The organism is Streptomyces sp. NPDC006259 (genome assembly GCF_042870975.1).
GTDB lineage: Bacteria > Actinomycetota > Actinomycetes > Streptomycetales > Streptomycetaceae > Streptomyces.
The window spans coordinates 1,161,619-1,187,114 of sequence record NZ_JBIAHY010000003.1; the positions used below are offsets into that span (position 1 = coordinate 1,161,619).

The window sequence follows — 25,496 nt, forward strand, 5'->3', positions numbered from 1 at the left end:
TGAACGAGGGTGAATCCGAGGGGCCCGGTGCCTAGTCTGATCACGTTTGATCAACAACCACCCTCCCAGGAGCGAACGTGACACACCTCCGCAGACGCCCCGCCCTCCTCGCGGCCGTACCCCTCGCCGTGACAGCCCTGCTCACGGCCGCGGACCCGGCGCTCGCGGCCGGTCCGGTGGGCACGCCCGGCGTCGGCGACCCCTACTTCCCGCTCGCCGGAAACGGTGGTTACCACGTCGACCACTACGGCCTGACCCTCCGCTACGACCCCGCCACCCGGCATCTCGACGGCAAAGCCGTCCTCACCGCCCGCGCCACGCGGCCCCTGACCCGTTTCGACCTCGACCTGAAGGGCCTGAAGGTCACCGCCCTGACCGTCGACCACGTCAAGGCCGGACACCGGCGCGACGGCCAGGAACTCGTCGTGACCCCGCGCCGCGCCCTGCGCAAGGGCGAGCGGTTCGAGGTGAGCGTCACCTACTCCGGCACGCCCGGCCCGGTCACCGACCCCGACGGCTCCCCGGACGGCTGGATCCCCACCGACGACGGCGCGTTCGTCGCCGGGGAGCCGCAGGGCGCCATGACCTGGTTCCCGGCGAACAACCACCCCACGGACAAGTCGTCGTACGACTTCACCATCACCGTCCCCGAAGGCCGCACGGCCGTCGCCAACGGCGTCCTCCTCGGCAAGCGGACCGCCCACGGGAGGACCACCTACCGCTGGCGGCAGGCCGAGCCCATGGCCGCCTACCTCGCCACGGCCACCGTCGGCACCTTCCAGGTCCGGCAGTACACCACCCGCGACGGCATCAAGGTCTACGACGCCGTCGACCCCCGCGAGGCGGCCGCGGCCAAGCCCGTCCTGGCGAAGCTCCCCTCCGTACTGCAGTGGGAGAGCGGCCTGTTCGGCCCGTATCCGTTCCGCGCGGCCGGGTCCATCGTCGACCACGCCCCGGACGTCGGCTACGCCCTGGAGACCCAGACCCGGCCCGTGTACGACAGCGCGCCCGACCTGAGCACCCTCGTCCACGAGAGCGCCCACCAGTGGTTCGGCGACTCCGTCTCGCTCACCACCTGGAAGGACATCTGGCTCAACGAGGGCTTCGCCACCTACGCGGAGTGGCTCTACGACGAGCAGCACGGCGGCGACAGCGCGCAGGCCGCGTTCGACGCGCTGTACGCCCGACCGGTGAGCGACGGCCTGTGGGCGTTCCCGCCCGGGAACCCCGGCAGCGGCGCGAACATCTTCGACACCCCCGTCTACGCCCGCGGCGCCATGGCCCTGCACGCCCTGCGCACCACGGTCGGCGACCGCGCCTTCTTCCGCGTCCTGCGCGCCTGGGCGACCGCACGGCACGACGGCAACGGCACCACGGCCCAGTTCGAGCGCCTGGCGGAGAAGGTGTCCGGCAAGGACCTCGGGAGCCTGTTCAAGACCTGGCTGTACGCTCAGGGAAAGCCCAACCACCCCTGAGAACCTGACCAGTTCCTCACACCTCCCGGCCAAGATCGAGTCATGATCACGCATCCAGCCAGCGCCGCGCTGCTCGCCGCGTCCCTTCTGCTCACCGGGTGCGGCGGCGGCGCGGCGGTCCCGCCCGACCACCAGGGCCCCGCGTCCAGCCCGGCGGTGCCGGGCACGCGGACGCCCGACGTCGTCGCGCGGACGGTCCCGCGGCAGCTGCCGGGCCTCGGCCCGAGGACCCGTGCCGCCGTGCCGGCCTCCGCGCGACAGGTGGTCGTGGTGACCGGACGCGGCCCCAACTCCCCGCTCTCCGAGGTCGTCCTCCACCGCCGCACCGACACCGGCTGGCAGCCCGGCCCGGTGTGGCCCGCCCACAACGCCCTGCGCGGCTGGACGCACCACCACCTCGCCGGCGACCTGCGCTCACCCGTCGGCGTGTACGGCCTCAGCGACGCCGGCGGACGACTGCCCGACCCGGGCACCCGGCTGCCGTACGACCGGTCGCCCGGCGGTTTCCGTTCGCCCGGCACCGGCTTCGAGGGCGAATCCCTCGACGGCTCCTTCGACCATGTGATCGCCATCGACTACAACCGTGAGCCCGGCACCTCGCCCCTGGACTGGACCCGGCCGCTGGGCGCCGGACGCGGCGGGGGCATCTGGATCCACGTGGATCACGGCGGACCCACGCACGGCTGCGTCAGCATCGCCGAACGGCACATGAGGGAACTGCTCCTCGCCCTGGACCCCGCCCTCCACCCGGTCGTCGTCATGGGCGACCATGCGTCCCTGGCCCGCTGACCCGGACCGACCGCCGATCGCCCGCAGACCGAAGGGGGGAACCGCCGCGTGTGCGCACACGTACTGGTCGCCGAGGACGACGCGATGCAGGCCGAACTCATCCGCCGCTCCCTGCTCGCCGAGGGCCACACCGCCACCGTCGTGCACGACGGCTCGGCCGCGCTCGACGCGGTGCGCCGGGACCGGCCCGACCTCGTCGTGCTGGACCTCATGCTGCCGGTCATCGACGGCTTCGGGGTGTGCCGGGTGCTCCGCCAGGACGACGACATCCCCGTCCTCATGCTGACCGCCCGCGCGGCCGAGGACGACGTGCTGCTCGGCCTGGAGCTGGGCGCCGACGACTACATGACCAAGCCGTACAGCCCGCGGGAGCTGATGGCCCGTATCCGCACCGTCCTGCGGCGCAGCGGATCGGCCGCCGGCCGGCGGGACGATCCGGTCGTCCGGGCCGCCGGGATAGCCGTCGACCCCCAGCGGCACGAGGTGCGGTGCGACGGGGAGGGCGTGGACTGCACGCCCGCCGAGTTCCAGATCCTCCTCGCCCTCGTCGGCGAGCCCGAACGGGTCTTCTCCCGTCGGCAGTTGCTCCAGTGCACCCGCGGCTACGACCGCGCCTCCACCGAACGAGCCGTCGACGTGCACATCATGAACCTGCGCCGCAAGATCGAGGCGGACCCGCGCAGACCCGTCCGGCTGCTGACCGTCTTCGGCGTCGGCTACAAGCTCAGCGGCGCCCGCCCATGAACCGCACAGACGACAAACGCGACCGCATCCGTGACCGCGTCCGCGAGCGCACCGGCACGCGCATACCGCTGCGCAAGCGGTTGCTGGTCCGGCTCCTCATCGCCTCCGTCCTGATCGCCCTCTGCTCCGTGGCCGCGACCGCCTGGCTGGCGGTGACCACCACCACCCGTGCCCTGCGGGAGGAACAGGGGCAGGCCCTCGCCGACGACATGGACATCCTCGCCCGGCTCAGCGGGTACGCAGCGACCCACCCCGACTGGACCGGCGTATCGGCCACCGTGCGCGCCCTGTCCGCGCAGACCGGCCGGCGCATCGCCCTGACCGGCGCCGACCGCGTCCTCCTGGCCGACTCCGCGCCCCGCGGCACCTCCCTGCCACCGCGCGCCGCCGCCACCGTCGACCCCCTGCGCACCGACACCTCCACCGAACCCGGCGCCCAGCTCAGCGGCACCGATCCGCGGGTCGTCGGCCCCTACCGCCTGACGGCCGGCGAACGCGCCAAGCTCGACGCGCTGGCGAGCAGACGGCAGAGCTGTTTCCTGCGCCACGGCATCGACACGACCGTCGTCCGCACCGCCGGCGGCCGTCCGGTCCTGCGGGGCGCGGACGACAGGGTCGAGGACGGCTACGTCCCCGAGCAGTGCGCCGACGGGCTGCTCAACACCGCCGTTCCCACGGAGGAGACGGCGTTTGCCGCGCTCCAGAAGCTCGCCCGCGGCTGCCTGGCCGGGGTGGGGGTGGATCCGGACACGCCCGTCGCCCTCGGCGGCCTCGTCGGTGCGGACCTGCGCTCCCCGACGCCGTCACCCGGTTTCCTCCTCAAGGCGGACGCCGCGACGACGCGCACGGCGCAGCGCTGCCTGGACGACGCCCGCCGCACCCAGCTCGATCCGTACGTCGCCCCCGTCGCCGAACTCTTCCTCGGCGGGGGGAACAACGGCGCCGCGCCCCGCTGGAACCTGTCCCCGGCCAACAAGGCCAAGGTCGTCGGCGCGGCCGGACTCGTGCTCGCCGTCACCGTCGCCGTGACCGCCGTCGTCGCCACCCGCCTGGTGCGGCCCCTGCGCGCCCTCACCGAAGCCGCCCAGCAGCCTCCCGAGCTGCACGCGCGCGTGCCCGTCACCACCCGCGACGAGACCGGCATCCTCGCGGAGGCCTTCAACGACCTGGCCGAGCGCCGCGAACGCCACGAAGCCCAGCGCAAGGCGCTGGTCAGCGATGTCGCCCACGAACTGCGCAGCCCGCTCACCAACATCCGGGGCTGGCTCGAGGTCACCCGCGACGGCCTCGTCGAGCCGGACCCGGAACTCCTGGCCGCCCTGCACGAGGAGGCCCTCGTGCTGCAACGGGTCATCGACGACCTGCGCGACCTCGCCGACGCCGACGCCGGCACCCTGCGCCTGCACCGCGAACCCGTCCCCGCCGACGACCTCCTCGCCCAGGTCGCCGCGGCCCACCGCGTCGCCGCCGACACCGCGGGCGTCACCCTGCGGACCGACGTCCACGGCGGCCCGTGGCTGGACGCCGACCCGGTCCGGCTGCGGCAGGCGCTCGGCAACCTCGTCACCAACGCCGTACGCCACACCCCGTCCGGCGGGACGGTCACGCTGTCCGCGCGCGCGGACGGCGGAGAGGTGGCACTGGAGGTCGCCGACACCGGCACCGGTATCGCGGCCGAGGATCTGCCGCACGTCTTCGAGCGGTTCTGGCGCGCCGAGAAGTCACGCAGCCGCCGCACCGGCGGCAGCGGCCTCGGCCTGCCGATCGTCCGCCATCTGACCGCCGCCCACGGTGGCACGGCGCGGGCGGCGAGCACTCCAGGCAGCGGAAGTGTGTTCACCCTGCGGCTGCCCGCCGGGCCGGCACCGCGGGACGGTTGAGTCGTCGCGGAGGGCGCGGGGCGGCTGATTCCGTCGGGGCGGTGCGGGTACCCCGTTGCCTGACGGCGGAGGCTGTCCAGGCGGAGAAGGAGGTCATGCCATGAGTTCGTCCGACGACCTGCCGGTCGCACGCTCCCTGGCCGAACTGGCCGACCTGGTCGCACGGCAGCGGGGCCTGTTCGTCCGCTGGTCGCGCGGGCCCGGCATCGACCTCGCCACGGCGTCCAGCATCGACGACCTCACCGGCATCCGGATGTCGGGACTCTCGGCGAACCCCCTCGACGTGGAGGACTGGTGGGAGGACCGCTCCCGCACCCTGTGGGTCGCGCGCCGCCTGTACGACTACGCGCACCTGCCGCACGAGAAGGGCCCCGGCGTCCAGCCCTGGATTCTCGCGGGGCGGGAGACGGGCCGGGGCCCCGACAACGAGCCGCTCGTGACCGACGTACGGCCGCTGTGCTGGATCGACCGGTCGGTGATCGACGCGGCGCGTGAGGAGGTGGCCCGGCAGGAGGCGCACTGGGGCCCGCTACGGCGGACGGGCCGGTGAGTACCGGCCCGTCCGCCGCAGCGGGCCCGCGCGCCAGGGTTCGTCGGCCAGGACCTCCCGGCTCCGGGCTCGTCGGCCGGAGCCTCATGAACTTCGTGGCCGGAGCCTCACGAACTTCGCTGTCGCGCCCTGATGCGCCGCTTGAGGGCGCGTCGTTCGGTCTCGCTCGTACCGCCCCAGACGCCGAGGCCCTGATCGGTCTCCATCGCCCACTCAAGGCACTGGGCGCGTACCGGGCAGGACCGGCAGACCGCCTTCGCCTGCTCGGTCTGCAGGAGTGCCGGACCCGAGGTGCCGATCGGGAAGAACAGTTCCGGGTCCTCTTGGCGGCACGCGGCGCGCTGTCGCCAGTCGTCCATCGAAGTCACCTGCGATCGAAGTCGTGTGCGGTTCCGGATGAGTTGCTTCCGTTCGGGTCACCGGTGAGACCGAAGTGAAACCGCGCCGGAGGGACCGGAGGCCATGACCGGGCCGAGGGCTCAGCTCCGCAGGGTCCTGGCCGCTGTCGCTGCGACGGCGGTCGCCACGGCGGCGAGGGCGGGGGAGTCGAGCTTCCACTGCTGCCAGAACAGGGGGACGTCGAAGGGGTGTTGCGGCGCGAGCGAGATCAGGCGTCCGGACGTCAGCAGGTGTCCGGCCTGCACTTCGGGCACCATGCCCCAGCCGAGTCCGGCCACCACCGCGTCGAGGAACCCCTCCGAGGTCGGCACGGCGTGCCGCAGCCGGCTCGCGCCGTCGGGACCGCGCCGCAGCCGGCGTACGAACGCGTCCTGGAGGTCGTCGCGCCGGTCGAAGGTGACGACGGGCGCCCGTGTGAGCGCCTCGGCCGGCGGGGCGCCGTCGAGGAAGGCGGCGGCGAAGCCCGGACTCGCCGCCGCGAAGTAGCGCAGGGAGCCCAGTGGCCTGACGGAACAGCCGGTGACGGCGTCCGGCAGCGAGGTCACCGCTGCCATCACGAGTCCCTCCCGCAGCAGTTCCGCCGTCCGCGTCTCGTCCTCGCGGTGCAGCTCGAAGCAGAACGGCGGATCGCGCGGTACGCGGGTGAGGGCGGGCAGGAACCAGGTGGCGAGCGAGTCCGCGTTGACCGCCACTGTCACGCGTGTCGGCTCCCCGACGCCGCTCATGCCCAGCTCGGACCGCGTGTCGCGCTCCAGCCTGGCCAGCTGCCGGGCGAACCGGACGACGATCTCCCCGGACTCCGTCGGCCGCACCGGTTTGGTGCGCAGCAGCAGGACCCGGCCGGTGCGCTGCTCCAGCGCCTTCACCCGCTGGCTGACCGCCGAGGGCGTCACGTGCAGGGCGGCCGCCGCGGCGTCGAAGGTGCCCTCATCGACCACGGCGAGCAGGGTGCGGACCTGGTCCAGGGGGAGATCGGTCATCACGAACACTAATGATACGTAAGAATCTTTAGCTGGTCATGAAGTGATCGGTTCCCTAGCGTGGAGCCATGTCCAGCTCCTTCGCCGCGGCGGCGGCCGGCTTCGGCACCGGCCTGTCCCTCATCGTCGCCATCGGCGCCCAGAACGCCTTCGTCCTGCGCCAGGGCGTCCGCCGGGACGCCGTCCTCGCCGTCGTCGCGATCTGCGCCCTGTCCGACGCCGCACTCATCACGCTCGGTGTGGCCGGGGTGGGGGCGCTGGTGGTGGCCTGGCCGGGTGCCCTGACCGCCGTCGCGTGGACCGGCGGGGCGTTCCTGCTCTGCTACGGCGCCCTCGCCGCCCGCCGGGTGCTCAAGCCGGGCGGCGCCCTGGAGACGACGGGTGAGGCCGGCGGCTCCCGGCGGCGGGCGGTCCTCACCTGCCTCGCGATGACCTGGCTCAACCCGCACGTCTACCTCGACACCGTCTTCCTGCTCGGCACCGTCGCCGCCGACCGCGGGCCGCTGCGCTGGACCTTCGGTCTCGGCGCGGCGGCGGCCAGCCTGTGCTGGTTCGCCACCCTCGGCTTCGGGGCCCGGCTGCTCGGCCGCTTCCTGACCCGGCCCAGTGCCTGGCGCGTCCTGGACGGACTCGTCGCCGCGACGATGATCACGCTCGGAGCCACCCTGATCGCGGGGGCCTGATCGTCCGCGACACGATCGGAACTGCGATAGTGACCCCTGGACCGGAAACGTGTAAGCACCAACCACCCCAACCGACCAGGGACTCCGTGGACACGAGCGAGAGCAGCGACGAACCTCAGGCCAGAGCCGAGGCCAAGACCGTTTTCGATCCGGGCCCCGCTCCCGGTCCGGGCCCTGCTCCCGGTCCGGGCCCTGTTCGCGGTCCGGGCCCTGCTCCGGGCTCTGTTGGCGCTCCGGGCCCGGCAGCCGCTCAGAGCCCAGCTCCCGATCCGCGGGGTGAGGCCCGCCGTGGCTGGCGCCGCTGGGCGATGGACACCCGTCCGCTGCGCCGGCCCGCCTACCGCCGGCTGTGGTCGTCGACCATCGTCACCGCCGTGGGCAGCCAGCTCACCGCCGTCGCCGTACCCAAGCAGATCTACGACATCACCGGCTCCTCCGCCTGGGTCGGCTATGCCAGCCTCGCCGGACTGCTGCCCATGGTGGTGTTCGCGCTGTGGGGCGGCGCGGTGGCCGACACCGTGGACCGGCGCAAGCTGCTGCTGATCACCAACACCGGCATCGCCGTCACCTCCGTGCTGTTCTGGCTCCAGGCCGCCGCGGGGCTCGACTCGGTGGCGGTCCTGATGGTGCTGCTCGCCACCCAGCAGGCGTTCTTCGGCCTGAACGCCCCCGCCCGCACCGCCTCCATCGCCCGCCTCGTCCCGGCCGGTGAACTGGCCGCCGCCAACGCCCTCGGCTCCACCGTCATGCAGACCGGCCTGGTCGCCGGCCCGCTCCTCGCGGGGGCCCTGATACCCGTCATCGGCCTGCCGGAGCTGTACCTGCTCGACGCGCTCGCCCTGAGCGTGACGCTGTGGGCCGTCGCCCGCCTGCCCGCGCTGCCGCCGCTGGCCGGCTCGGCCGCCCGGCGCGCGGGACTGCGCGAGATCATGGCGGGGTTCCGCTACATCGCGCGGCACAAGGTGCTGCTGCTGTCCTTCCTCGCCGACGTCGTCGCGATGGTCTTCGGCATGCCCCGAGCCCTCTTCCCGCAACTGGCCGCCGAGACCTACGCGCCCTACGGCGAGGGCCTCGCGCTCGGTCTGCTGTTCGCGGCCGTCCCCGTCGGCGCGGTGCTCGGCGGCCTGCTCTCCGGCACGTTCTCGCGGGCCCGCCGGCACGGCTGGATGGTCATCGGCGCCGTCGTCGCCTGGGGCGCGGCGATCGCCGGCTTCGGGCTCAGCGGCAGTCTGTGGCTCGCGGTGGTGTTCCTGGCCGCCGCGGGCGTCGCCGACATGGTCTCCATGGTCTTCCGCGGCGCGATCCTGCTGTCCGCGGCCACCGACGAGATGCGCGGCCGCATGCAGGGCGTCTTCACGGTGGTCGTCGCGGGCGGCCCGCGCCTGGCCGACGTGCTCCACGGCACGGCGGGCGCGGCGTTCGGCCCCCGCACGGCGGTGGCGGGCGGCGGACTGCTGGTCGTCGCCGTGATGCTGGCGCTCGCGGCCGCGGTACCGGCTCTGCGGCGGTACCGCGTCTAGACCCCTGCGGACCGGTCCCGTCCAGGCCCCTGCGGACCGGTCCCGTCCAGGCCAGGCCGGACGCGTCCCGTCCAGGTTCCACCAGACCCGTCCCGTCGAGGCCTTGGCGTCGCCTTCCCACCCGCCGGACGACGCACGGCCCGCACCCTCGCCGCACCGGGCGACATCCCGAGGACGTCCGGTACGAGACCTGTCCGGTACGAGGCCTACATCCGGTACGAGGCCCTTCGCCGCGGCCCGCCGGGAGCACACACCGGACGCCGCCCGGCCCTTGGGGCGGACGTGGGAAAGGTGGCGACGGAGCCCGGCCCGCCGCCGGTCAGATGACGCCGCGGCGGTGCATGCCGTACTGCTCCATGAGTTTGCCCCTGGTCGTCTCCAGGCGGTGGGCGAGGATCTCGGCCACGATCCGGACCAGGGACAGGCCGAGCGCGGGGTCCTCCTCGCAGAGCTTGAGCACCGGCCCGGCCTCGAACTCGTAGGCGCGGACCGGGCTGAACGCCTCCGCGCCGAAGTCCCACCGGTACGGCGGGAACAGCCAGGACCAGCCGAGCAGGTCGCCGGCGCCGAGACTGGCGACGGTGACCCGCTGTACGGACGTCACCCGCTGGTCCAGGGAGACCGCGCCGGAGCGGATGACCCAGAAGCGGTCGGCCGTGCCGCCGGCCTCGAAGATCCTGGTGTCCTCCGGGAAGGACACCTCGCGGGCCAGGGTCATCAGGTGCTGGCGTTGGGGCGGGGGGAGGGCGGTCAGCAGCTTGGTCGCTTTGGTCATGGCGCGGGGCTCCTCGCCGGCGATGGGTCCGGGATGTTCCCTGGGGCCACAGGGCCCCAAGCCCATTTCAGCCGCTGCGGGCGCCCCGGGCACCTCGGCGGCGGGGATTATTGTGCGCGGGCATGTGAAAGCCCTGGCTGGACGGGGGAAGCCAGCCAGGGCCGTCACATGCGGCATGCGGAGGAGTGAACTCGACTCCGCCACCACTGAGTGAACCGTAAACCATTCCGGCGCCATTCACCCACTCAAAACCCGGTCACGTGACCTGTTTCACTTCCGCTCCGTCCCCGCGCGGCGCCGTCTGTCTCCGTCTCACTCCGCGTCCCGCGCGACCACCCTGACCGTGTCGAGCCGGCGATCGGTCGGGTCCGGCAGGTTCATGCCCGCCTCCAGCCCCGAGCGCAGGTACCGCAGCACCGGATCGGTGAGCCGCTCGCCGGGAAGGACGGCGGGGATCCCCGGCGGATACGGCGTGATCATCTCCGCGGCGACCCGGCCGGCGGCCTCGGCGAGGGGGACGTGCTCGGCCGGGCCGAAGAACGCGTCCCGCGGCAACAGTCCCTGCGCCATGCGCAGTTCGGCGGGTGGCGGCACCTCCGTCCGGGGTGCCGGCCGCAGGTCCGGCGCGGCGCCGGCGAGGTCCTTGAGGGCCGCGAGCAGTTCCCCGGTCGTCGCGCGGTCGTCGCCGTGGCTGATCTGGGTGCCGATCCGGCGGTGGTCGGTCAGGTGGACGTCCACGGCCCGGTGCTTGTGCAGCCAGTCGGCGGCCTGGAACCCCGAGATGCCCAGCCCGTCGAGGTCGATGACGACCGGCAGGGGATCGAAGTCGTCGGCGAGGTCCGGACCGCAGAAGTCCGCACGGTCGTTCACGTGCATGCCGTCGATCTGCTCGACCGCCGCCCGTACCTCGGCCGCCAGCTCCAGCGTCGTGCCCATCAACTCCTCGCCGCGCAGGCACATCTGCCGCCGCCAGCCGTCGAGCCCGGCGTACAGCAGCACCGAGGGGCTGGTGGTGCCCAGCAGATCCGCACGCGTCTTCAGTAGCTCCGCCGGGACGCGGTCCCCCTGGAGGTGGAAGACGGAACCCTGTTCCAGGCCACTGCCCATCTTGTGCACGCTGGTGACGCAGATGTCCGCGCCCGCGTCCATCGCCCAGGACGGCAGCTCCGGATGGAACGGCAGGTGCGCGCCCCACGCCTCGTCCACGATCAGCGGCAGCCCCCGGCGATGACAGACCTCGGCGATCCCTCGCAGGTCCGCGCAGGCGCCGTACGGCGTCGGACTGGTGACCAGAGCACCCTTGGCGTCGGGATGGATCGTGAAGGCCTTCTCGAACGTCGCCGCGGACGGCGGATGCGCCAGATGCCGCTCGGCGTCCCACTGCGGCTCCACCCACACCGGCTCGATCCCGGCCAGGATCAGGCCGGACACCACGGACTTGTGCGCGTCCCGCCCGATCAGCAGCTTCTCGTGCGGACCGGCCACCGACAGCATCGCGGCCTTGACCGACAGGGAACTCCCGCACGTCGTGAAGAAGGTGTGCTCGGCGTGGACCGCGTCCGCCATCAGCTCCTCGGCGCGCTCCAGGACCCGGCCGCGGGTGAGGCGGTCGTCGAGCCCGCCCGACGCCAGCACGTCACCGAGGAACACCGCGTCGCCCAGTACCGCCCGCACATCGGGATCGGCGCCGCGCGCCTGCTTGTGCCCGGGTGGCGAGAAGGCCAGCCGGCCCTGGCGGTGATACTCGACGAGGGCTTCCAGGACGGGGGCGCTGGTGTGATCGACTGCCATGCGGTCCCGGGTGCCCGCGCCGGTGCCGGACAATCGGGCGCCCGGGAAAAGGCCTGGTCAGGCGGCGTCCGGATGGTGTCCAGGCGCCACGATCTCGTCCAGCACGTCGAGTACCGCCTCGTACGCCAGACCGCGTACCCGCGCGTCGCGCGCCGCGTCCGGATCGGTGCGCCCCAGATCCTCGGTCCGGGACCGCAAGGTGCGCAACTCCTCCCTCGCGCGGGCCCTGGCGCGCTGGATGCGCCGCAAAAGTTCGTCCGAGTCCACGACATCCGTCATGTACTCCGCCTACCCGCGCACGGCCCGTCGATGACCCCTTTCGTCCGTCGAACCGCGGGCCGTCGTCGACGGCCCGGCCCTACGAGGCCGAATGCCCGCTAAGGAAGGTTTGACCTGACTTCACAGGGCCAGCCGGACAGAGAGAGCCGCGCCCGCCCGGCGGGGGAGAGGGTCCATCGACCAGCCGAAGACGTCAGGAGAGCGAAGGGATGCGTGCGAACGCGAACCACCGGACCGACGGCACGAGCAGGACCGACAGGACCGACCCCACCGACGCGCCACCGCCGGTGCACTGTCACGGTGACGGCCCCTGCCGGCCGTCCGACGTCCGCGGCGCCATCCGGCGCGCGATCAACGGGCGAGGCAGGGCGGTCGGCTGTCCGTACGACGAGGAGGCCGTCTCCGACGCGCTGCTCGTCGCCTCGGAACTCACCACCAACGCCATCCTCCACGGGGGCGGCATCACCGACTTCGACGTGGACCTCGACGGGCGGGCCGTACGCGTCTCCGTGAGCGACCGCAGCGACCGGCTGCCCGTGGTCAGCGACCCGCTCGACGACCAGGGGCGGCACCGGACCGGTGGCCGGGGGTGGCCGATCGTCTGTCGGCTGGCCTGCGACGTCCGGGTGTCCGGCCTGCCGTCCGGCGGCAAGCGGATCACCGCCGTGGTCCCCGTGGCCTGATTCCCGGTCACGGCCGTACCAGCCCTCCGATCAGCTTTCCCGACGACCGGAGTTTGTTCCTCCGGGCGGCGGGCAGACGGAGGTTCGTGCTTCGGACCGGAGGCGCGCCGACGGGAGCGGTATGACCGCTCCGGGGCGCTTCGGATGCCCCGGACGGCAGCGACCCTCCCGTGGTCATACCCCTGACTCCATCGTTCAGGAGCTATTTCGCATGCTCATCGACATGTCGACAAGCCGTCCCGCCACCACCGCCCCGAACCCCACCCCCCAGTCCCGCCGGACCCACGACGACGCTCCCGACACCGCAAACCTGTTCCTCCGGCTGACCACGATGGAGGAGGGGCCCGACCGGGACGCCGTGCGCGACGCGATCGTCACCGCCTGGCTGCCCATGGCCCATCGGATCGCCGGCCGCTTCCGCGACCGCGGCGAGTCCATCGAGGACCTCCGGCAGGTGGCGGCACTCGGCCTGGTGAAGGCCGTCGACCGCTTCGACCCGGAACGCGGGGCCTTCGAGAGCTACGCCGTCCCCACCATCACCGGGGAGATCAAGCGGCACTTCCGGGACCGCATGTGGGCCCTGCGGGTGCCCCGGCGGGTACAGGAACTGCGCAACAAGGTCCGCGTCGCCCGACGCGAGCTGGCCCAGGCCCCCGGCGCTCCCGAGCCCTCGACCGCCGACCTGGCCGCCCACACCGGCCTCACCGAGGAGGAGGTCGCCGCGGGCCTCGAGGCCCTGGAGAGCTTCAGCACCCTGTCGCTGGACGCCGAACTCCCCGCCGGCGACGACGGCTACAGCCTCGTGGACACCCTCGGCGGTCCCGACGTCTCCTACGACATCGTGGTCGACCGGGAGTCCGCCAAGGAGAGCCTGCGCCGGCTGCCGGAACGGGAACGCGCCATCCTCTACATGCGCTTCTTCGAGGACATGACGCAGAGCCGCATCGCCGACCGGCTCGGCATCTCCCAGATGCACGTCTCCCGTCTCATCAGCCGCAGCTGCGCCCAGGTCCGCCAGGACGCCCTGGGTCGCCCCGACGACCACCGCTGAACCACCCCGCGAGCCGTACGCACCCACCCGTTTCGGACAAGGAGCGAACTTTGATGCTGATGCCCCATCCCGCCGTCCTGCGCACCCTCGTCGCCGAGTACGAGGCCGCGACGGCGACCGGGTCCACCGCGGCCGACACCAGGGCGCAGGACCTCGCCTACACGCTGTGCGTCTCCACCGGGACCCGCGAGGTGACCCAGGCGCTGGAGGTGGCCCGCAGCTGGCTCACCGCGGCCGCCGAAGCCGACGCCCCGACCCGTCGGACCATCGACGCCCCGACCCGTCGCACCCCGGACGTCTCCACCCGTCGCGCCACCGACGCCCCGGTCCGTCACAGCACCGACGACGGTCCCCGCGTGTACGCCTGACAGCCCGGCGCTCGGACGCCCCGCCGCGGTCGGCCCGCGGCGGGGCGTCCGCGTGTTCCGGGGGGTGGGGGCTCGGCACTGCCGTGCCTGGCCGGTTGGCACCGCCCGCCGAGGCCCGGAGCCGTAGTGCGGCCGTTGCCCGGTGTGCGGTGCTCGAGCCGGGGCATCCGGGATTCCGAGACTCTTCCAGGAGGTTGACATGAACGCGAGTGCCCTGGCGCGCAACGGCCGTATGGAGGCCGAGCGCGCGGCGCGGGGTTCGGTCACGCGGGGGGCCGCGCGAGCCGGGTTGGCGGCGCGCGGAGTGATCTACCTGCTCGTCGGGGCGCTGGCGCTCCAGATCGCCTTCGGCGAGAACAAGAAACGGCAGGCCGACCGGCAGGGCGCCCTCGCCGAGATAGCCGACAGACCCTTCGGCTCCGTGCTGCTCTGGGCCCTGGGGATCGGGCTGGTCGGCATGGCGCTGTGGCGGCTCTCCGAGGTGGTCTTCGGCTCCGTCGGACCGGACGGCCGCAAGGCCAAGAAGCGCCTGCTGTCCCTCGCCCGCTGCGCCTTCTACAGCTTCGTCGCCTACTCCGTCCTCGCCTTCGCCGCCGGATCGGGCGACGGCGGCGGGTCGAGCGACAAGCAGTCCCGCGACGTCACCGCGCGGGTGCTCGAACTTCCCGGAGGCCGGTGGATCGTCGGCGCGGCCGGCGCCGGGATCGTCGTCGCAGGCCTCTGGATCGGCGGCCGGGCCGTGCTCCGCAAGTACCGGAAGAAGCTGAGGCTCGAACAGATGTCCGCGCGGACCCGTCGCCTCGTGGACGTCACCGGAGTGGGCGGCGGCGCGGCGCGGGGCCTGGTGTTCGCGGCGGCGGGTACCTTCGCCATCCGCGCGGCCGTCGACTACGAGCCCGACAAGGCCAAGGGGCTCGACGACACCCTGCGCTCCTTCGCCGAGACGCCCGCCGGGCCGTGGCTGCTGGCCTGCGTGGCGGCCGGTCTGGTGCTGTTCGGGCTGTTCTCCTTCGCGATGGCCCGCTGGCGGAAGGTCTGAACATGCGGTCGGCGGGGAACCCGGGGGAGATGAACGAATCCGAGTTCCCGCCGGACGGACGGCCCGTGGACATGTACCTCGACCTCCTGCGCGTCCGCATGGACAGCGAGGACTTCGCGATGCTGCTCAAGGTCGTCGCGCCCGCCCTGCGTGCCCTCGACGAACAATCCCCGGAAACCCTCGACTTCGCGCTCGATCCGCAGGAGACCGAGGAGCTGCCCCAGCAGATCCGCGACGAGGCGGCCCTGGTCATCGCCACGGCCGTGACCGGCCGACTGGACAACCAGCTCGTCGAGATCCAGGTCGACGGCACCGGTCCGGTCCGCGTGGTCACCGACGCGGTGACCGCCTCCGACCCGGACCGCCTGGCCGAGATCGCCGGCTGCATCCAGCAGCGCCAGAACGACACGGAGGAACTCCGCGGCATCGCGGCGGCGAGTGGCCTGCCGACGGACTTCTGACCGCGGTCCCCGCGACCCCACGGACGCCCGCCTCGACGCCGAACCGGCGCCGGGCCGGGCGTCCGTTCCGCGCAAGCCCCGATGAGCCCGCCCCGTTCCGATGAGCCCGCCCCGCCAAGCCGTCGCGTCCCGTCGAGCCGCTGACCCGTGGGGCCGGTCCGCGGCGTTGCCGGCGAAGTCGGCTCACGGCAGGCCGTGTCACCCGGTCGGACGCCAGGCCGGGCGGGTGCCCCGCCCGGACCACCCGAGCCGGCCCGCCCCGCCGGGCCCGTCCCCGGCGACGCCGACGGGATCTGGCCAAGACGACCCACGGTCGGCTGTGTCGCCCGGTTCGGCGCCAGGCCGGTCTCCCGTTCCGCGTGGGGCCCCGCCGGGTCGGTCTGGCCCCGCCTGGCCGACTTCTCCCGACCGCCTTTACCCGCCGGGCTCCGCCCCGCCGGGACGATCGCGGCGTGCCGACGGGCTCCGCCGAAGTCGGCTCATGGCCGGCCGTGCAGCCCGGTTCGGCGCCAGGCCGGTCTCCCGTTCCGCGTGGGGCCCCGCCGGGTCCGTCTGGCCTCGCCTGGCCCCCTCTCCCCACCGCCTCACCCGCCCGGCTTGGCCCTGGTAGGACGATCGCGGCGTGCCCACGGGGTCCGTCGAAGTCGGCGCACGGCCGGCCGTGCCGCCCGGGTGCCTCGAAGACCCCTCGAAGGCTCCCGTCCCGGCGTCCCGCGTCCTGGCGCTCCCGCGTCACCGTCCCGGCGTTCCCGTCCCGGCGTCCGGCGTCCGGCGTCCTGGCGTTCCCGTCCCGGCGTTCTGCGTCCGGACGTCCCCGCGCCCAGGCCTCTGACATCCAGCGTCCCTGACCCCTCCCAACCTCTCCCCGCGCCCACCTCCCCGCGAGGCCCGGCCCCACCTCCCGCGAGGCCCCGCCCCACCACTCCGGCCAGGCCCGCGCCCACCTCCCTGCCAGGGCCCCGCCCCTACCTCCCAGTCGAGGCCATCGGGACCTCCAGCGGCCTGGCCAGGCCGGCCACCGCTTCGTCCAGGCGTTGCAGGTGGCGCAGGACGCGGTCGGTGACGCGGCCGTAGCGGGGGGTGCCGGGGGAGCCCTGGCCGAGCAGGGAGGCGACGCTGGGGCCGGTGCGGACCTCGGCGGTGCTGCGGTCGTCGGCGATCCGCGCGGCGATGGCGTCGATGTTGCGCAGGATGCGCTGTCCCGCGCCGCGCAGCCGGGGGTCGGCCGCGATGGACGGGTGGGTCGGCAACAGCTCGGCCGTCGCCGCGAGCGACCGGGCGTGGTACGCGCAGGTCTCCAGCAGGGCGACGACGTACTGGGCGGTGTCCCGACGGGTCCGCAGCGGGGTGACCGGATGGGTCAGCGGCTGGGTCGCGGAGCGGAGGTCGGACAACGCCTGGTCCAGCTCGCGGGCCCGGTCCAGCAACTCCGTCGGCGGCCCGCCGCTGAGCTGTTCCACGGCGGCCTCGGTGACGTCGGTCAGCCGGTCGAGGACGGTCGTGAGCAGTTCGTCCGTGCGCCGGTCCGTGCGCACCGGCAGCACCAGCGCCGCCGCCACCACCCCGCAGGCCACCCCCAGCGCCGTCTCCTCCACGCGCAGCACCAGTACGTCCAGGCTGTAGGTGTGCAGCAGCGTGTACAGCACGCCCAGCGCGGCGGTGACGAAGAACGACATCAGGGTGTAGGACAGCGGGGCCGTGTAGAACATCGCGAACACGCACAGCAGGACCACCGTGAACGCCGTCCACGTGTGGTGGCCGACCAGTCCCGCGAGCCCGATCCCCGCGACCACACCCAGCGCGGTGCCGAGCAACCGCCGGTACCCCTTGACCAGGATCTCCCCGGTGGACGCGGTGTTGATGAACACGATCCAGCAGGTCAGGACCGCCCAGTACCAGCGGTGGGTGGACAGCAGCTCGCCGCCGACGATGGCCAGGGCCGAGCCGACGGCGACCTGGACGGCCGCGCGGGTGGTCGGCCGCCGCAGTCCCGCGGGCTTCTCCGCGTTCTCCTCGGCGGCCTCGGCCCCGCCGATCGCCGCGTCCTCCGCGTCCAGTTCCTCCCGGGAGCGGGCCGTCTCGGGGCTGTCGTCGGACTCGTCCTGCGGCCCGTCGAGCGCGATGCGCAGCCCGAGGACCGCGCGGGCGCTCTCACCGACGCCCCGGAAGACGTCCCGTACGGCCGGGGAGGCGGGCGGCAGGTTCTCCTCGTCCCGGTAGCCGAGCAGCCGGTTGCGGACCTGCGCGAGCCCGGTGCCGTCGGCGACGGGGTGCCGCACCAGCAGGCGCAGCGCGCTCAGGTCGCGGCGGAGCACGTCCGTCGACTCCTGCGGCATGGGCAGCCGTCCGCCCTCGGGGGCCGGCGCGCCCGGCAGGTGCAGGGTCAGCGTGTCCGCGCGTTCGGCGCTGCGGGCCGTCAGCAGGAGCAGCCCCAGCCGCTCCGCCGCGATCTCCGCGTCGGCGATCCGGCGCTGCACCAGCCGGGCCGTCGCCTCGTCCGGCGTGCCCTCCTCCAGCCGGCCGTGGATCATCATGGCGGTCTCGTGCAGCCGGGCCGTGCCGGTGCGGACCCGCCCCAGTGCCTTGTGCACGTCGTCCGGGCCGGCGTCGAGCAGTTCCAGCTGGGCGTCGAGCAACTGCGCGAGCCGCGCCCTGAAGGCCTGCCGCAGCCGCAGCAGGATGCCCGCCGGCGTCTGCGGCACCAGCGCGAACCGGGCCAGCGCGCTGCACGCGAAGGCCACGGCGAGGACGCCCCAGAGCCCCGGCAGGAGGTGCCGGGTGGCGCCGACGAACAGGGACAGGAAGTAGACCTGGAAGCCGATCAGGCCGAGCGCGGTGCCCCGGTCGCCGAACCGGCGTCCGTACACCGCGCAGAAGATGAGCACGACGAAGAAGACGTCACCGGCCAGCACACGGGAACTCAGCAGTGCGGCCAGGGAGACCGAGGCCAGCGCGACCGGCAGTCCCAGTGCCAGGGTCACCGCCTGGGGGCCCCACTGCTTCTCCCGGACGGCGAAGGTCGCCACCATCGCCGCGATGGCCCCCGCCACCAGATGGGTGATGTCGGTGCCCAGCAGGGAGAGCACGGCCAGCGTGAGGGTGATCGCGCCGACCGTCCGCAGCCCGGCCGCGAGCCGCAGCAGCCCGGGATCGGATGCCATGACCCGGTCCCGCACCTCGGCCGCCCATGACCGTGCCGCCGCCTTCACGCCGCCGTACTCTCCCGCCTCAGCCGTTCTCGGGGCGCCCGCCCTCGACCTGGGCCCGCACCTGCTCGGGCGTCAGATAGGTGTCGGTGTACTCGAAGTCCTTCAGCTTGGCGGGTCGCCGGGCCTGGAAGCCGGTACGGACGAAATCGTCGCCCGCGATCGCGTTCAGCGTCCAGTTCGTCAGCACGCGCGCCTTGGCGACGCCCGTGCGCAGCGCACCCCAGTGGTACCCGCGGGCCACCGCCTGCGCGGGCAGCCCGCGCAGTTCGATGCCGAGCGGCTTGGACACCGCGTCGGTGCCGCCGAGGTCGACGACCAGACCGAGGTCCTTGTGCGCGTACGGCTGCATCGCCTGGCCACGCAGCCGCGCGATGACGTTGTCGGCGACGACCTTGGCCTGCCGCATCGCGTGCTGGGCGGTCGGCGGGCAGACGGCGCCGTCCTCGCCCTTGGTCTCGTCGGGGACGGCCGCGGCGTCTCCGAGGGCGAACACCCCGTCGCGGCCGGGCAGGTCCATGCGCGAGGTGACCGCGAGCCGCCCGCGGACCGTCTCCGCGCCGAGCGTGGCGATCAGCGGGCTGGCCACGACACCGGCGGTCCAGATCAGCGTGTGGGTCGGCACCACCCGGCCGTCGGTGAAGGTGACCTCCTGCTGCCCGGCCTTGGCGATGGACACCCCGAGGGACACCTCGATGCCCCGCCTGCGCAGCACGTCCTGCGCGCTGCGGCCGAGCTTGTCGCCGAGTTCCGGCATCAGCTTCGGCGCGATGTCGATGAGGTGCCACTTGATCAGGCTCGGATCGAGCCGGGGGTAGCGCTTGACCGCGTTGTGGGTGAGCAGCTGGAGGCAGGCGGCGGTCTCGGTGCCGGCGTAGCCACCGCCGACGACCACGAACTGGAGCCGGGCCGCCCGTTCCGCGGGGTCGTTGCTGGCGTCGGCGAGGTCGAGCTGGGTGATGACGTGGTCGCGGATGTAGGCCGCCTCCGCGAGCGTCTTCATGCCGAAGGCGTGGTCGGTCAGACCCGGGATGTCGAAGGTGCGGGTGACGCTGCCGGGAGCGAGCACGATGTAGTCGTACGGCTCGTTCACGATCTCGTCGGTGATGGTCCGGATGACGCAGACCTTCGCTTCCAGGTCCACGCCGATGGCGCCGCCCGGGATGATCCGGGTGCGGTACTTCTCGCTGCGGCGCAGCGACACCGCGATCGACTGGGGGGTCAGCACCCCGGAGGCGACCTGCGGCAGCAGCGGCAGATAGAGCTGGTAGGCGAAGGGCGTCACCAGGGTGACGTCGGCCTCCGCGGCGGCGAGTTTGCGTTCCAGGCGTCGAACGCACCCCACTCCCGCGAAGCCCGCGCCCACCACCAGGATCCTGGGTCGTGTCACGATGTCCATCCCTTTCTGCGGCTCCAGGCGGTCTGCCTCGACGTCGTGCGGGTGCCCGCCGGACGGCCTCTCGCACACCGTCGATCCCACCGCGACCGGAGCGGTTGCGCCAGCCGGACGGAGCATGCAGACGAACGTTCTCCTGAGGCCCTGTGGTACCCGCGCAACGCCCGTGTACGCCCCTGCGCCCCGGGTGGGCCGACGTACATGACAAGTGCGGTGGCCGGAGGGCGGGGGTGTGGCGTGCGCGGAGGGCGCCGACGACGGCCGGGGGAGACTGCCGGAGGGCGCAGGCCAGGAGGGTCGTCGACGCCGTGGAGGGCCTGGTGGCCGACCGGCTCGCGACGGAGGAGGGCACGCTCCGGCTGCCCGCCCGGCGGTCGCTCGCCCTGCGGACGGTGCGCCGCGCTCCTGAGCCCGATCCCACCGCCCTTGCCGAGCGACTCGGCGTGGGACGGCCGACCGCGAGCCGCCTGTGGGACCGGCTGGAGGCCTCCGCGACACCGCAGGCCGTCCCCTGACGACCACAGGCTTCTCGAGGCCGGCCTGCCGGAGCGCACCGTCCAGCCGCGCATCCGTCGCCGCGCACCGTCGCGAGCCGCGGCTCGTGGCCACCTCGCACGGCTGTCGCGTCCGCACGGACGTCACGGAACGTCGGGTACGCCGCCTGGCGACGGTCCTCGCGGCCATGACCCCGAGCCGGCGCGGCGCCCTGGGACGGGGCCTGTCCGCCTTCCGGCAGGCCGGCACCACCCACCGCGCGTCACCGGCCGGTGGGCAGGGGTGACCGACGGCGACGGAGCCCGCCGTGCGCCGCACGCCCTCAGCCGGCCTCGGCCGTCCCGCCGTCGATGTGGCACAGCAGCAGGCATACGTCGTCGTCGCGCTCGGAGTCGCTCAGCATCGGGTCCAGGATGCGCTCGGCCGCGTCGTCGAGATCCGCGTCCAGTTCGCCGGTGCGGAAGGAGCCGAGCGCCTCCGCGAGGCGTTCTATCCCCGGGTCTATGCCCTGGGCGCGCCGCTCCACCAGCCCGTCCGTGTAGAGCGCCAGTGTCGAGCCGGGCACCAGCGGCACCGTGTGGTCGGTGATCTCCTGGTGCAGCGGAATGCCCAGCATCGCCCCCGGCTTGGCGTCCAGCGTGCGCACCCGCCCGTCCGGCTCGCGCAGCACCGGGGGTGGATGCCCCGCGGCCGCCCAGGTCAGCACCGGCTCGCCGGGCTGGAACCGGGCGATGACGGCGGTGGCGTACAGATCGGGCTGGAGGTGGTGCAGGAAGGTGTGCAGCCGGGTCAGCAGCACACCGGGGCCGGCGCCGTCGACGGCGTAGGCGCGCAGGGCGGTGCGCAGCTGGCTCATCATGACGGCCGCGTGCAGTCCGTGTCCGGTCACGTCGCCGATGACGGTGACCAGGGCGCCGTCGGGCTGCCGGAACGCGTCGTACCAGTCGCCGCCGATGTTCAGCCCGTACGTGGCCGGCAGATAGCGGGCCGCCAGGCGCAGGCCGGGAGTGGCCGGCAGATCGGTCAGCAGGGCGCGCTGGAGCGTCTCGGCGATGTCCCGGTTGTGCTCGAAGCGGCGCGCGTTGTCCAGCGCGGTGCTGGCCCGCCGGGTCAGCTCGATCAGCATGACGGCGTCGTCCGGGTCCCAGCGCTCGCCCGGCGGGGTCAGGGTCAGTACGCCCAACGGCGTGCGACGGGTCGGCAGGGGGACGCACAGCAGCGGCCGGTCGCGATGGAGCGCCGACGGCGGCAGGTCGTCGACGCCGGGGAGCCCGCCGGGGTGGTCGGCGGCGTACTGCGGTCGTCCGGTCCGGGCGGCGACCACCGCGGCCGCCGGGCGCGTGGCGGAGGAGCGCGGGTCGTGGGAGCGCGGATCGTCCTCGGAGTCGAACAGCCAGATGTCGACCGTGCGCGCGTACTCGGGCACCAGCAGCTCCGGCAGCCGGCGCACGATCTCCTCGTGGTTGAGGGACGCCGTCAGCACCGCGCTGGCGTCCGCGAGGAAGGTCAGTCTGCGCCGGGCGCTCTCCGCCTCCTGGCGGGCCGCGCGCTCCGCGGCGAACGCCTCGCGCTGGGCCCGTCCGGCCGCGTCCAGCTCGGCGTGCAGAACCAGGACGCCCTGGTTGGTCTGGTGCAGCTCCTCCCGGTGGAAGGCGACCAGCTCCTCCTGCTCGGCCAGCCGGTCCAGCACCAGGGCGGTGTCCTCGTCGGCGCCGAGCAGGGCCTCCGCGAGGACATCCGTGTGGTCCGCCACCCCGGCGGACACCGCGGGGTCGGCCGGTTCGGGGCAGGGCACGGCGAGGTGCCACGGCACCTCCCCGGTGGCGGGGCGCGGGGTGACCTCGACGCGCAGCCGGCCCCCGCCGGTCTCCAGGCCGAGCCGCCAGCTGCCGCCCTTGGTCAGACACTGGCGCAGATGCCCGCTGAGCGCGGCCGCCAGCCGGGTCCGCTCCAGCGGCACGACGCCGTACGCGGCGGCCAGCCGCGCGACGGCGATCCGGGCGCGCGCCGCGTCGATGACGGTGGTGATCTGCCAGGTGCGCATCACGGGCGGTCCGGCGGGTTCGGGGACAGGACGGCCACCGCGGTGTCGTCACGGACCGGGCGGGCGGAACTGCTGGTGTCGCGCACGGTGACCGCCGCGGTGACCGCGGGGTCGGCCGTCGCCAGCCGGGGATCGCCGGGCGGTACCCAGCGGCTCGGCAGCCCGTCGCTGTGCAGGACCAGCAGACGGTCGGCCGCCCAGGGCGCCACGGTCTCCGGCAGTCTCGTGGGGCGGTGCACGCCCACTATGCCGGGCCGGGAGAGCAGATGACGCCAGGAGTCGCCCTCGCGCAGCCGGGCTCCCACGTTGCCGATCCCGGCGAACCGCAGCAGCTCGGACCGCGCGTCGAGCTGGGCCACCGCCACCGCGGCGCCTCGCGTGCCGCGCAGCGCGGTGTCCAGGCGGTGCAGGATCTCCGCGGGCGGGAGGTGGGCGCTGCGGTGCAGCTCGTCCACGGCCGCCGTGGAGGCGTGGGCCGCCTGCGGGCCGTGGCCCAGACCGTCGGCGAGCATCAGGGTCAGCAGGTCACCGTCGCGCACCCAGGTCCAGGCGTCGCCCGAGCACTCGGCGCGGGCGAAGGGAATGTTCACGCCGCCGGCCCGTGCCGGTGCCGGGTCGCCGGGGTCGGTCCGCGCGGCGGCACCCAGCCGGGCCAGCGCGACCGTGCCGCGCCCCGGCACGCTGTGCAGGTCGAAGCCGTCGCAGACCCGTCGGCAGGTGCCCAGCCCGGCGCCGAGGGAGCCCGCCGTGGAGAACCCGTCGCCGAACGCGGCCGGTACGTCGGCCATGCCCGGACCGTGGTCCACGGCGGCTATCTGCACGACGACCCCGCCCCGCCCGGCCGGCGGGGCGACCAGGTCGACGAGGAGCTGCCCGCCGCGGGCGTGCTTGAGGAGGTTGGTGGCCAGCTCGGTCGCCACCAGCGCGGCGGCCGACGCACGCCCCTCGTCGAGGCCGACGAGCGCCGCCGCCTCCTCCGCGGCCACGCGCGCGTCCCGCACCCGCGTCGAGTCGTGCACCGGCACGTCCCACACCCGGGGCATCAGGGCTCCTCGCGCGGCCGGGGCGTGCGGGCCGTCCAGGAGGTCACGGTGATGGTCGTACCGGCACCGGGGGCGCTGTCGATGACGAAGTCGTGCACCAGCCGCCGGGCGCCGCCCAGGCCCATGCCGAGGCCGCCGCCGGAGGTGAAGCCGTCGCGCAGGGCCTGTTCCACGTCGGCGATGCCCGGTCCCGAGTCGGCGAACACCAGCCGCAGCCCCTTGGCCCGGCCGTCGGTCACCGGCACCGCCCGCACCTCGCCACCTCCGCCGTACACCAGCGTGTTGCGGGCCAGTTCGCTGGCGGCGGTCACCAGCTTCGTCTGGTCCACCAGGCCGAAGCCGAGCGCCGCGGCGGCCTGCCGCACATGCTGCCGCACCCACACCAGGTCCAGATCGGAGCGGATCGGCAGGCGGGTCTCGACGCCCGCGGCAGTCTCGCTCACCGGGGCTCCCGGCGCGGGCCGCCCGACACCCTGGTGTCCACCCGGCCGAGCAGTCCCAGAGCGGCCTCCGTGCTCAGCGCGGTCCGCAGGCCCGGCAGGGTCAGGCCCAGTTCCACCAGCGTCAGCGCGACCGCGGGACGCATCCCGGCCACCACGGTCTGCGCGGCCAGCAGCCGGGCGTTGGCCGCGATCTCGGCCAGTACCCGGCCGAGGAAGGAGTCCACGATCTCGACACCGGAGATGTCGATGACGACGCCGGTCACCCGGCTGCGGGCGATCGCCTCCACGATGTCCTGCCGGAGCTGCTCCGCCGTGCCGTCGTGCAGATCGCCCTGGAGGGTGACCAGCAGGACGTCGCCGATCCTGAGCACCGGCACGGTGACCCCGACGGCGCGGGAGTAGTCGTCGTTCACCGTGGACCCGCACCACCGGGCGTCGCGTGCACGATGTCGGCGCCCAGCTCGTGCAGGGCGTACGCCAGGGCGTCGGCGAGACCGGCGCGGGTGATGACGGTCCCGAGGTCGAGACCGAGGTGCACGATGGTCTGCGCGATCGCGGGCCGGATCCCCGAGACGACGCACTCCGCGCCCATCAGCCGGACCGCCGCGACGGTCTTCATCAGGTGCTGCGCGACGAGCGAGTCGACCGTCGGCACGCCGGTGATGTCGAGGATCGCGTACCGGGCCTGCTGGTCGACGACCGCCTCCAGCAGCGTCTCCATCACGACCTGGCTGCGCGCGCTGTCGAGGGTGCCGATGAGCGGTACGGCGACGATGCCGTCCCACAGCCGGATGATCGGCGTGGCGACCTCCAGGAGCTGCATCTGCTGCCGGTCGATGAGCGACTGGACCTCCGTCAGGGCGGTCTCCATGACCACCAGCCGCAGGGTGCCCATCAGGACCGTGAGGATCTCGGTGGACTCCCGGACGTGGTCCGCCGACGCGTCCGGCAGATCGGCGACGAGCAGGTTCACCACGGGGGCCCGCAGGGCGTCCACCTCGCTGGAGACCTGCGAGGTGCTCATGCCCGACCGGGAACGGGAGGCCGACATCCGCGCCAGCTGCTCGCGCACGACGGTGAACCCGGCGCTGTCGGAGTCCTCCACCCGCCCGGAGACGGCTACCTGGGCGAGGGCGTCGACGACGCTCCGGCCCGCCTCCACCGCCTCCTCGCGCGAGACGGTGAACACGGCGCGGAACAGGGGTTCGTCGGCCCAGCGTTGGGCGATCTGCTCGCGGCGGCGGTTCAGGAAGGCCCCGACCTCCTGGGTCGGTGTCTCCTGCGGTGCGGCCGCTTCTTGCTCCGGCACTGCCTCACTCCTCATCTGCGTCCTGCCGTCGCGCACCGGCCCGCGGCCGGTGCGGGACGGCGTTCGTCCCTGGTGGCCGGACCTGCGCCGCGA

25 protein-coding genes are annotated in these 25,496 nt (G+C 73.8%); 13 read left to right on the forward strand and 12 right to left on the reverse strand.

Features of this window, described 5'->3' with window-relative positions:
* Positions 1 to 77: 77 nt before the first annotated feature.
* The 5 genes from ACFYO5_RS16400 (at position 78) to ACFYO5_RS16420 (ending at position 5,438) form a co-directional block, all read left to right on the forward strand.
* On the forward strand, positions 78 to 1,475 hold the full coding sequence (locus ACFYO5_RS16400) for a M1 family metallopeptidase (protein WP_388709118.1): 1,398 nt from the start codon (positions 78 to 80) through the stop codon (positions 1,473 to 1,475).
* 42 nt (positions 1,476 to 1,517) lie between these two features.
* The gene (locus ACFYO5_RS16405; protein ID WP_388709120.1) at positions 1,518 to 2,264 is read left to right on the forward strand and encodes a hypothetical protein; all 747 of its coding nucleotides are present in this window, start codon (positions 1,518 to 1,520) and stop codon (positions 2,262 to 2,264) included.
* Positions 2,265 to 2,312: 48 nt separating this feature from the next.
* Entirely contained in the window at positions 2,313 to 3,008 is a 696-nt protein-coding gene (locus ACFYO5_RS16410) for a response regulator (protein WP_388709122.1), read from the forward strand.
* Entirely contained in the window at positions 3,005 to 4,888 is a 1,884-nt protein-coding gene (locus ACFYO5_RS16415) for a sensor histidine kinase (protein ID WP_388709124.1), read from the forward strand. Before ACFYO5_RS16410 ends, ACFYO5_RS16415 begins: the two co-directional genes overlap by 4 nt.
* Positions 4,889 to 4,988: 100 nt before the next feature.
* Entirely contained in the window at positions 4,989 to 5,438 is a 450-nt protein-coding gene (locus ACFYO5_RS16420) for a DUF6098 family protein (RefSeq protein WP_388709126.1), read from the forward strand.
* 107 nt (positions 5,439 to 5,545) lie between these two features.
* Here the strand turns inward: ACFYO5_RS16420 and ACFYO5_RS16425 are convergent, their stop codons facing one another.
* The gene (locus ACFYO5_RS16425) at positions 5,546 to 5,797 is read right to left on the reverse strand and encodes a WhiB family transcriptional regulator (RefSeq protein ID WP_356567037.1); all 252 of its coding nucleotides are present in this window, start codon (positions 5,795 to 5,797) and stop codon (positions 5,546 to 5,548) included.
* Positions 5,798 to 5,917: 120 nt separating this feature from the next.
* Entirely contained in the window at positions 5,918 to 6,817 is a 900-nt protein-coding gene (locus tag ACFYO5_RS16430) for a LysR family transcriptional regulator ArgP (protein ID WP_388709128.1), read from the reverse strand.
* 68 nt (positions 6,818 to 6,885) lie between these two features.
* On the opposite strand from ACFYO5_RS16430, the gene ACFYO5_RS16435 reads away from it, so the two are divergent.
* Both ACFYO5_RS16435 and ACFYO5_RS16440 read left to right on the forward strand, forming a co-directional pair.
* Positions 6,886 to 7,500, forward strand: a complete 615-nt coding sequence (locus ACFYO5_RS16435; RefSeq protein ID WP_388709130.1) for a LysE/ArgO family amino acid transporter — start codon at positions 6,886 to 6,888, stop codon at positions 7,498 to 7,500.
* Between the two features lie 86 nt (positions 7,501 to 7,586).
* Positions 7,587 to 9,020, forward strand: a complete 1,434-nt coding sequence (locus tag ACFYO5_RS16440) for an MFS transporter (RefSeq protein WP_388709131.1) — start codon at positions 7,587 to 7,589, stop codon at positions 9,018 to 9,020.
* A gap of 319 nt (positions 9,021 to 9,339) precedes the next feature.
* On the opposite strand, the gene ACFYO5_RS16445 is transcribed toward ACFYO5_RS16440, so the two are convergent.
* The 3 genes from ACFYO5_RS16445 to ACFYO5_RS16455 form a co-directional block, all read right to left on the reverse strand.
* Entirely contained in the window at positions 9,340 to 9,795 is a 456-nt protein-coding gene (locus ACFYO5_RS16445; protein WP_388709133.1) for a cyclic nucleotide-binding domain-containing protein, read from the reverse strand.
* A 312-nt stretch (positions 9,796 to 10,107) separates the two neighbouring features.
* Complete coding sequence (locus ACFYO5_RS16450; RefSeq protein WP_388709135.1) at positions 10,108 to 11,586, reverse strand: aminotransferase class I/II-fold pyridoxal phosphate-dependent enzyme; 1,479 nt, start codon at positions 11,584 to 11,586, stop codon at positions 10,108 to 10,110.
* A gap of 57 nt (positions 11,587 to 11,643) precedes the next feature.
* Positions 11,644 to 11,865, reverse strand: a complete 222-nt coding sequence (locus ACFYO5_RS16455; RefSeq protein ID WP_388709137.1) for a hypothetical protein — start codon at positions 11,863 to 11,865, stop codon at positions 11,644 to 11,646.
* A gap of 209 nt (positions 11,866 to 12,074) precedes the next feature.
* Between ACFYO5_RS16455 and ACFYO5_RS16460 the strand changes: the two genes are divergently transcribed.
* The 5 genes from ACFYO5_RS16460 (at position 12,075) to ACFYO5_RS16480 (ending at position 15,467) form a co-directional block, all read left to right on the forward strand.
* A complete protein-coding gene (locus tag ACFYO5_RS16460) occupies positions 12,075 to 12,548 on the forward strand; it encodes an ATP-binding protein (RefSeq protein WP_388709139.1) in 474 nt (157 codons plus the stop codon).
* Positions 12,549 to 12,759: 211 nt separating this feature from the next.
* Positions 12,760 to 13,599, forward strand: coding sequence for a SigB/SigF/SigG family RNA polymerase sigma factor (locus ACFYO5_RS16465; protein WP_388709141.1), 840 nt, complete (start codon positions 12,760 to 12,762; stop codon positions 13,597 to 13,599).
* Between the two features lie 53 nt (positions 13,600 to 13,652).
* Positions 13,653 to 13,967 (forward strand): DUF5133 domain-containing protein, encoded by a 315-nt coding sequence (locus ACFYO5_RS16470; protein WP_388709143.1) that lies wholly within the window; start codon positions 13,653 to 13,655, stop codon positions 13,965 to 13,967.
* A gap of 199 nt (positions 13,968 to 14,166) precedes the next feature.
* Positions 14,167 to 15,006: a DUF1206 domain-containing protein gene (locus ACFYO5_RS16475; protein ID WP_388709145.1), complete on the forward strand. Its 840-nt coding sequence runs from the start codon at positions 14,167 to 14,169 to the stop codon at positions 15,004 to 15,006.
* 29 nt (positions 15,007 to 15,035) lie between these two features.
* Positions 15,036 to 15,467 (forward strand): hypothetical protein, encoded by a 432-nt coding sequence (locus ACFYO5_RS16480; protein ID WP_356567017.1) that lies wholly within the window; start codon positions 15,036 to 15,038, stop codon positions 15,465 to 15,467.
* A gap of 965 nt (positions 15,468 to 16,432) precedes the next feature.
* Here the strand turns inward: ACFYO5_RS16480 and ACFYO5_RS16485 are convergent.
* Complete coding sequence (locus ACFYO5_RS16485) at positions 16,433 to 18,628, reverse strand: FUSC family protein (RefSeq protein WP_388709147.1); 2,196 nt, start codon at positions 18,626 to 18,628, stop codon at positions 16,433 to 16,435.
* Positions 18,629 to 18,695: 67 nt separating this feature from the next.
* Positions 18,696 to 20,072, reverse strand: coding sequence for an NAD(P)/FAD-dependent oxidoreductase (locus ACFYO5_RS16490; protein ID WP_388709149.1), 1,377 nt, complete (start codon positions 20,070 to 20,072; stop codon positions 18,696 to 18,698).
* A 305-nt stretch (positions 20,073 to 20,377) separates the two neighbouring features.
* On the opposite strand from ACFYO5_RS16490, the gene ACFYO5_RS16495 reads away from it, so the two are divergent.
* A complete protein-coding gene (locus ACFYO5_RS16495) occupies positions 20,378 to 20,584 on the forward strand; it encodes a hypothetical protein (protein ID WP_388709151.1) in 207 nt (68 codons plus the stop codon).
* Positions 20,585 to 20,886: 302 nt separating this feature from the next.
* Here ACFYO5_RS16495 and ACFYO5_RS16500 read toward each other — a convergent pair whose 3' ends face one another.
* From ACFYO5_RS16500 to ACFYO5_RS16520, 5 genes are read right to left on the reverse strand one after another with little or no spacing between them, the layout of a single operon-like run.
* Positions 20,887 to 22,611 (reverse strand): PP2C family protein-serine/threonine phosphatase, encoded by a 1,725-nt coding sequence (locus ACFYO5_RS16500; RefSeq protein ID WP_388709153.1) that lies wholly within the window; start codon positions 22,609 to 22,611, stop codon positions 20,887 to 20,889.
* Positions 22,608 to 23,651: a SpoIIE family protein phosphatase gene (locus ACFYO5_RS16505; protein ID WP_388709155.1), complete on the reverse strand. Its 1,044-nt coding sequence runs from the start codon at positions 23,649 to 23,651 to the stop codon at positions 22,608 to 22,610. Before ACFYO5_RS16505 ends, ACFYO5_RS16500 begins: the two co-directional genes overlap by 4 nt.
* Positions 23,651 to 24,094, reverse strand: a complete 444-nt coding sequence (locus ACFYO5_RS16510; protein WP_356567005.1) for an anti-sigma regulatory factor — start codon at positions 24,092 to 24,094, stop codon at positions 23,651 to 23,653. Before ACFYO5_RS16510 ends, ACFYO5_RS16505 begins: the two co-directional genes overlap by 1 nt.
* Entirely contained in the window at positions 24,091 to 24,507 is a 417-nt protein-coding gene (locus tag ACFYO5_RS16515; protein ID WP_388709158.1) for an STAS domain-containing protein, read from the reverse strand. Before ACFYO5_RS16515 ends, ACFYO5_RS16510 begins: the two co-directional genes overlap by 4 nt.
* Entirely contained in the window at positions 24,504 to 25,403 is a 900-nt protein-coding gene (locus tag ACFYO5_RS16520; RefSeq protein ID WP_388709160.1) for an STAS domain-containing protein, read from the reverse strand. Before ACFYO5_RS16520 ends, ACFYO5_RS16515 begins: the two co-directional genes overlap by 4 nt.
* Between the last annotated feature and the right edge of the window lie 93 nt (positions 25,404 to 25,496).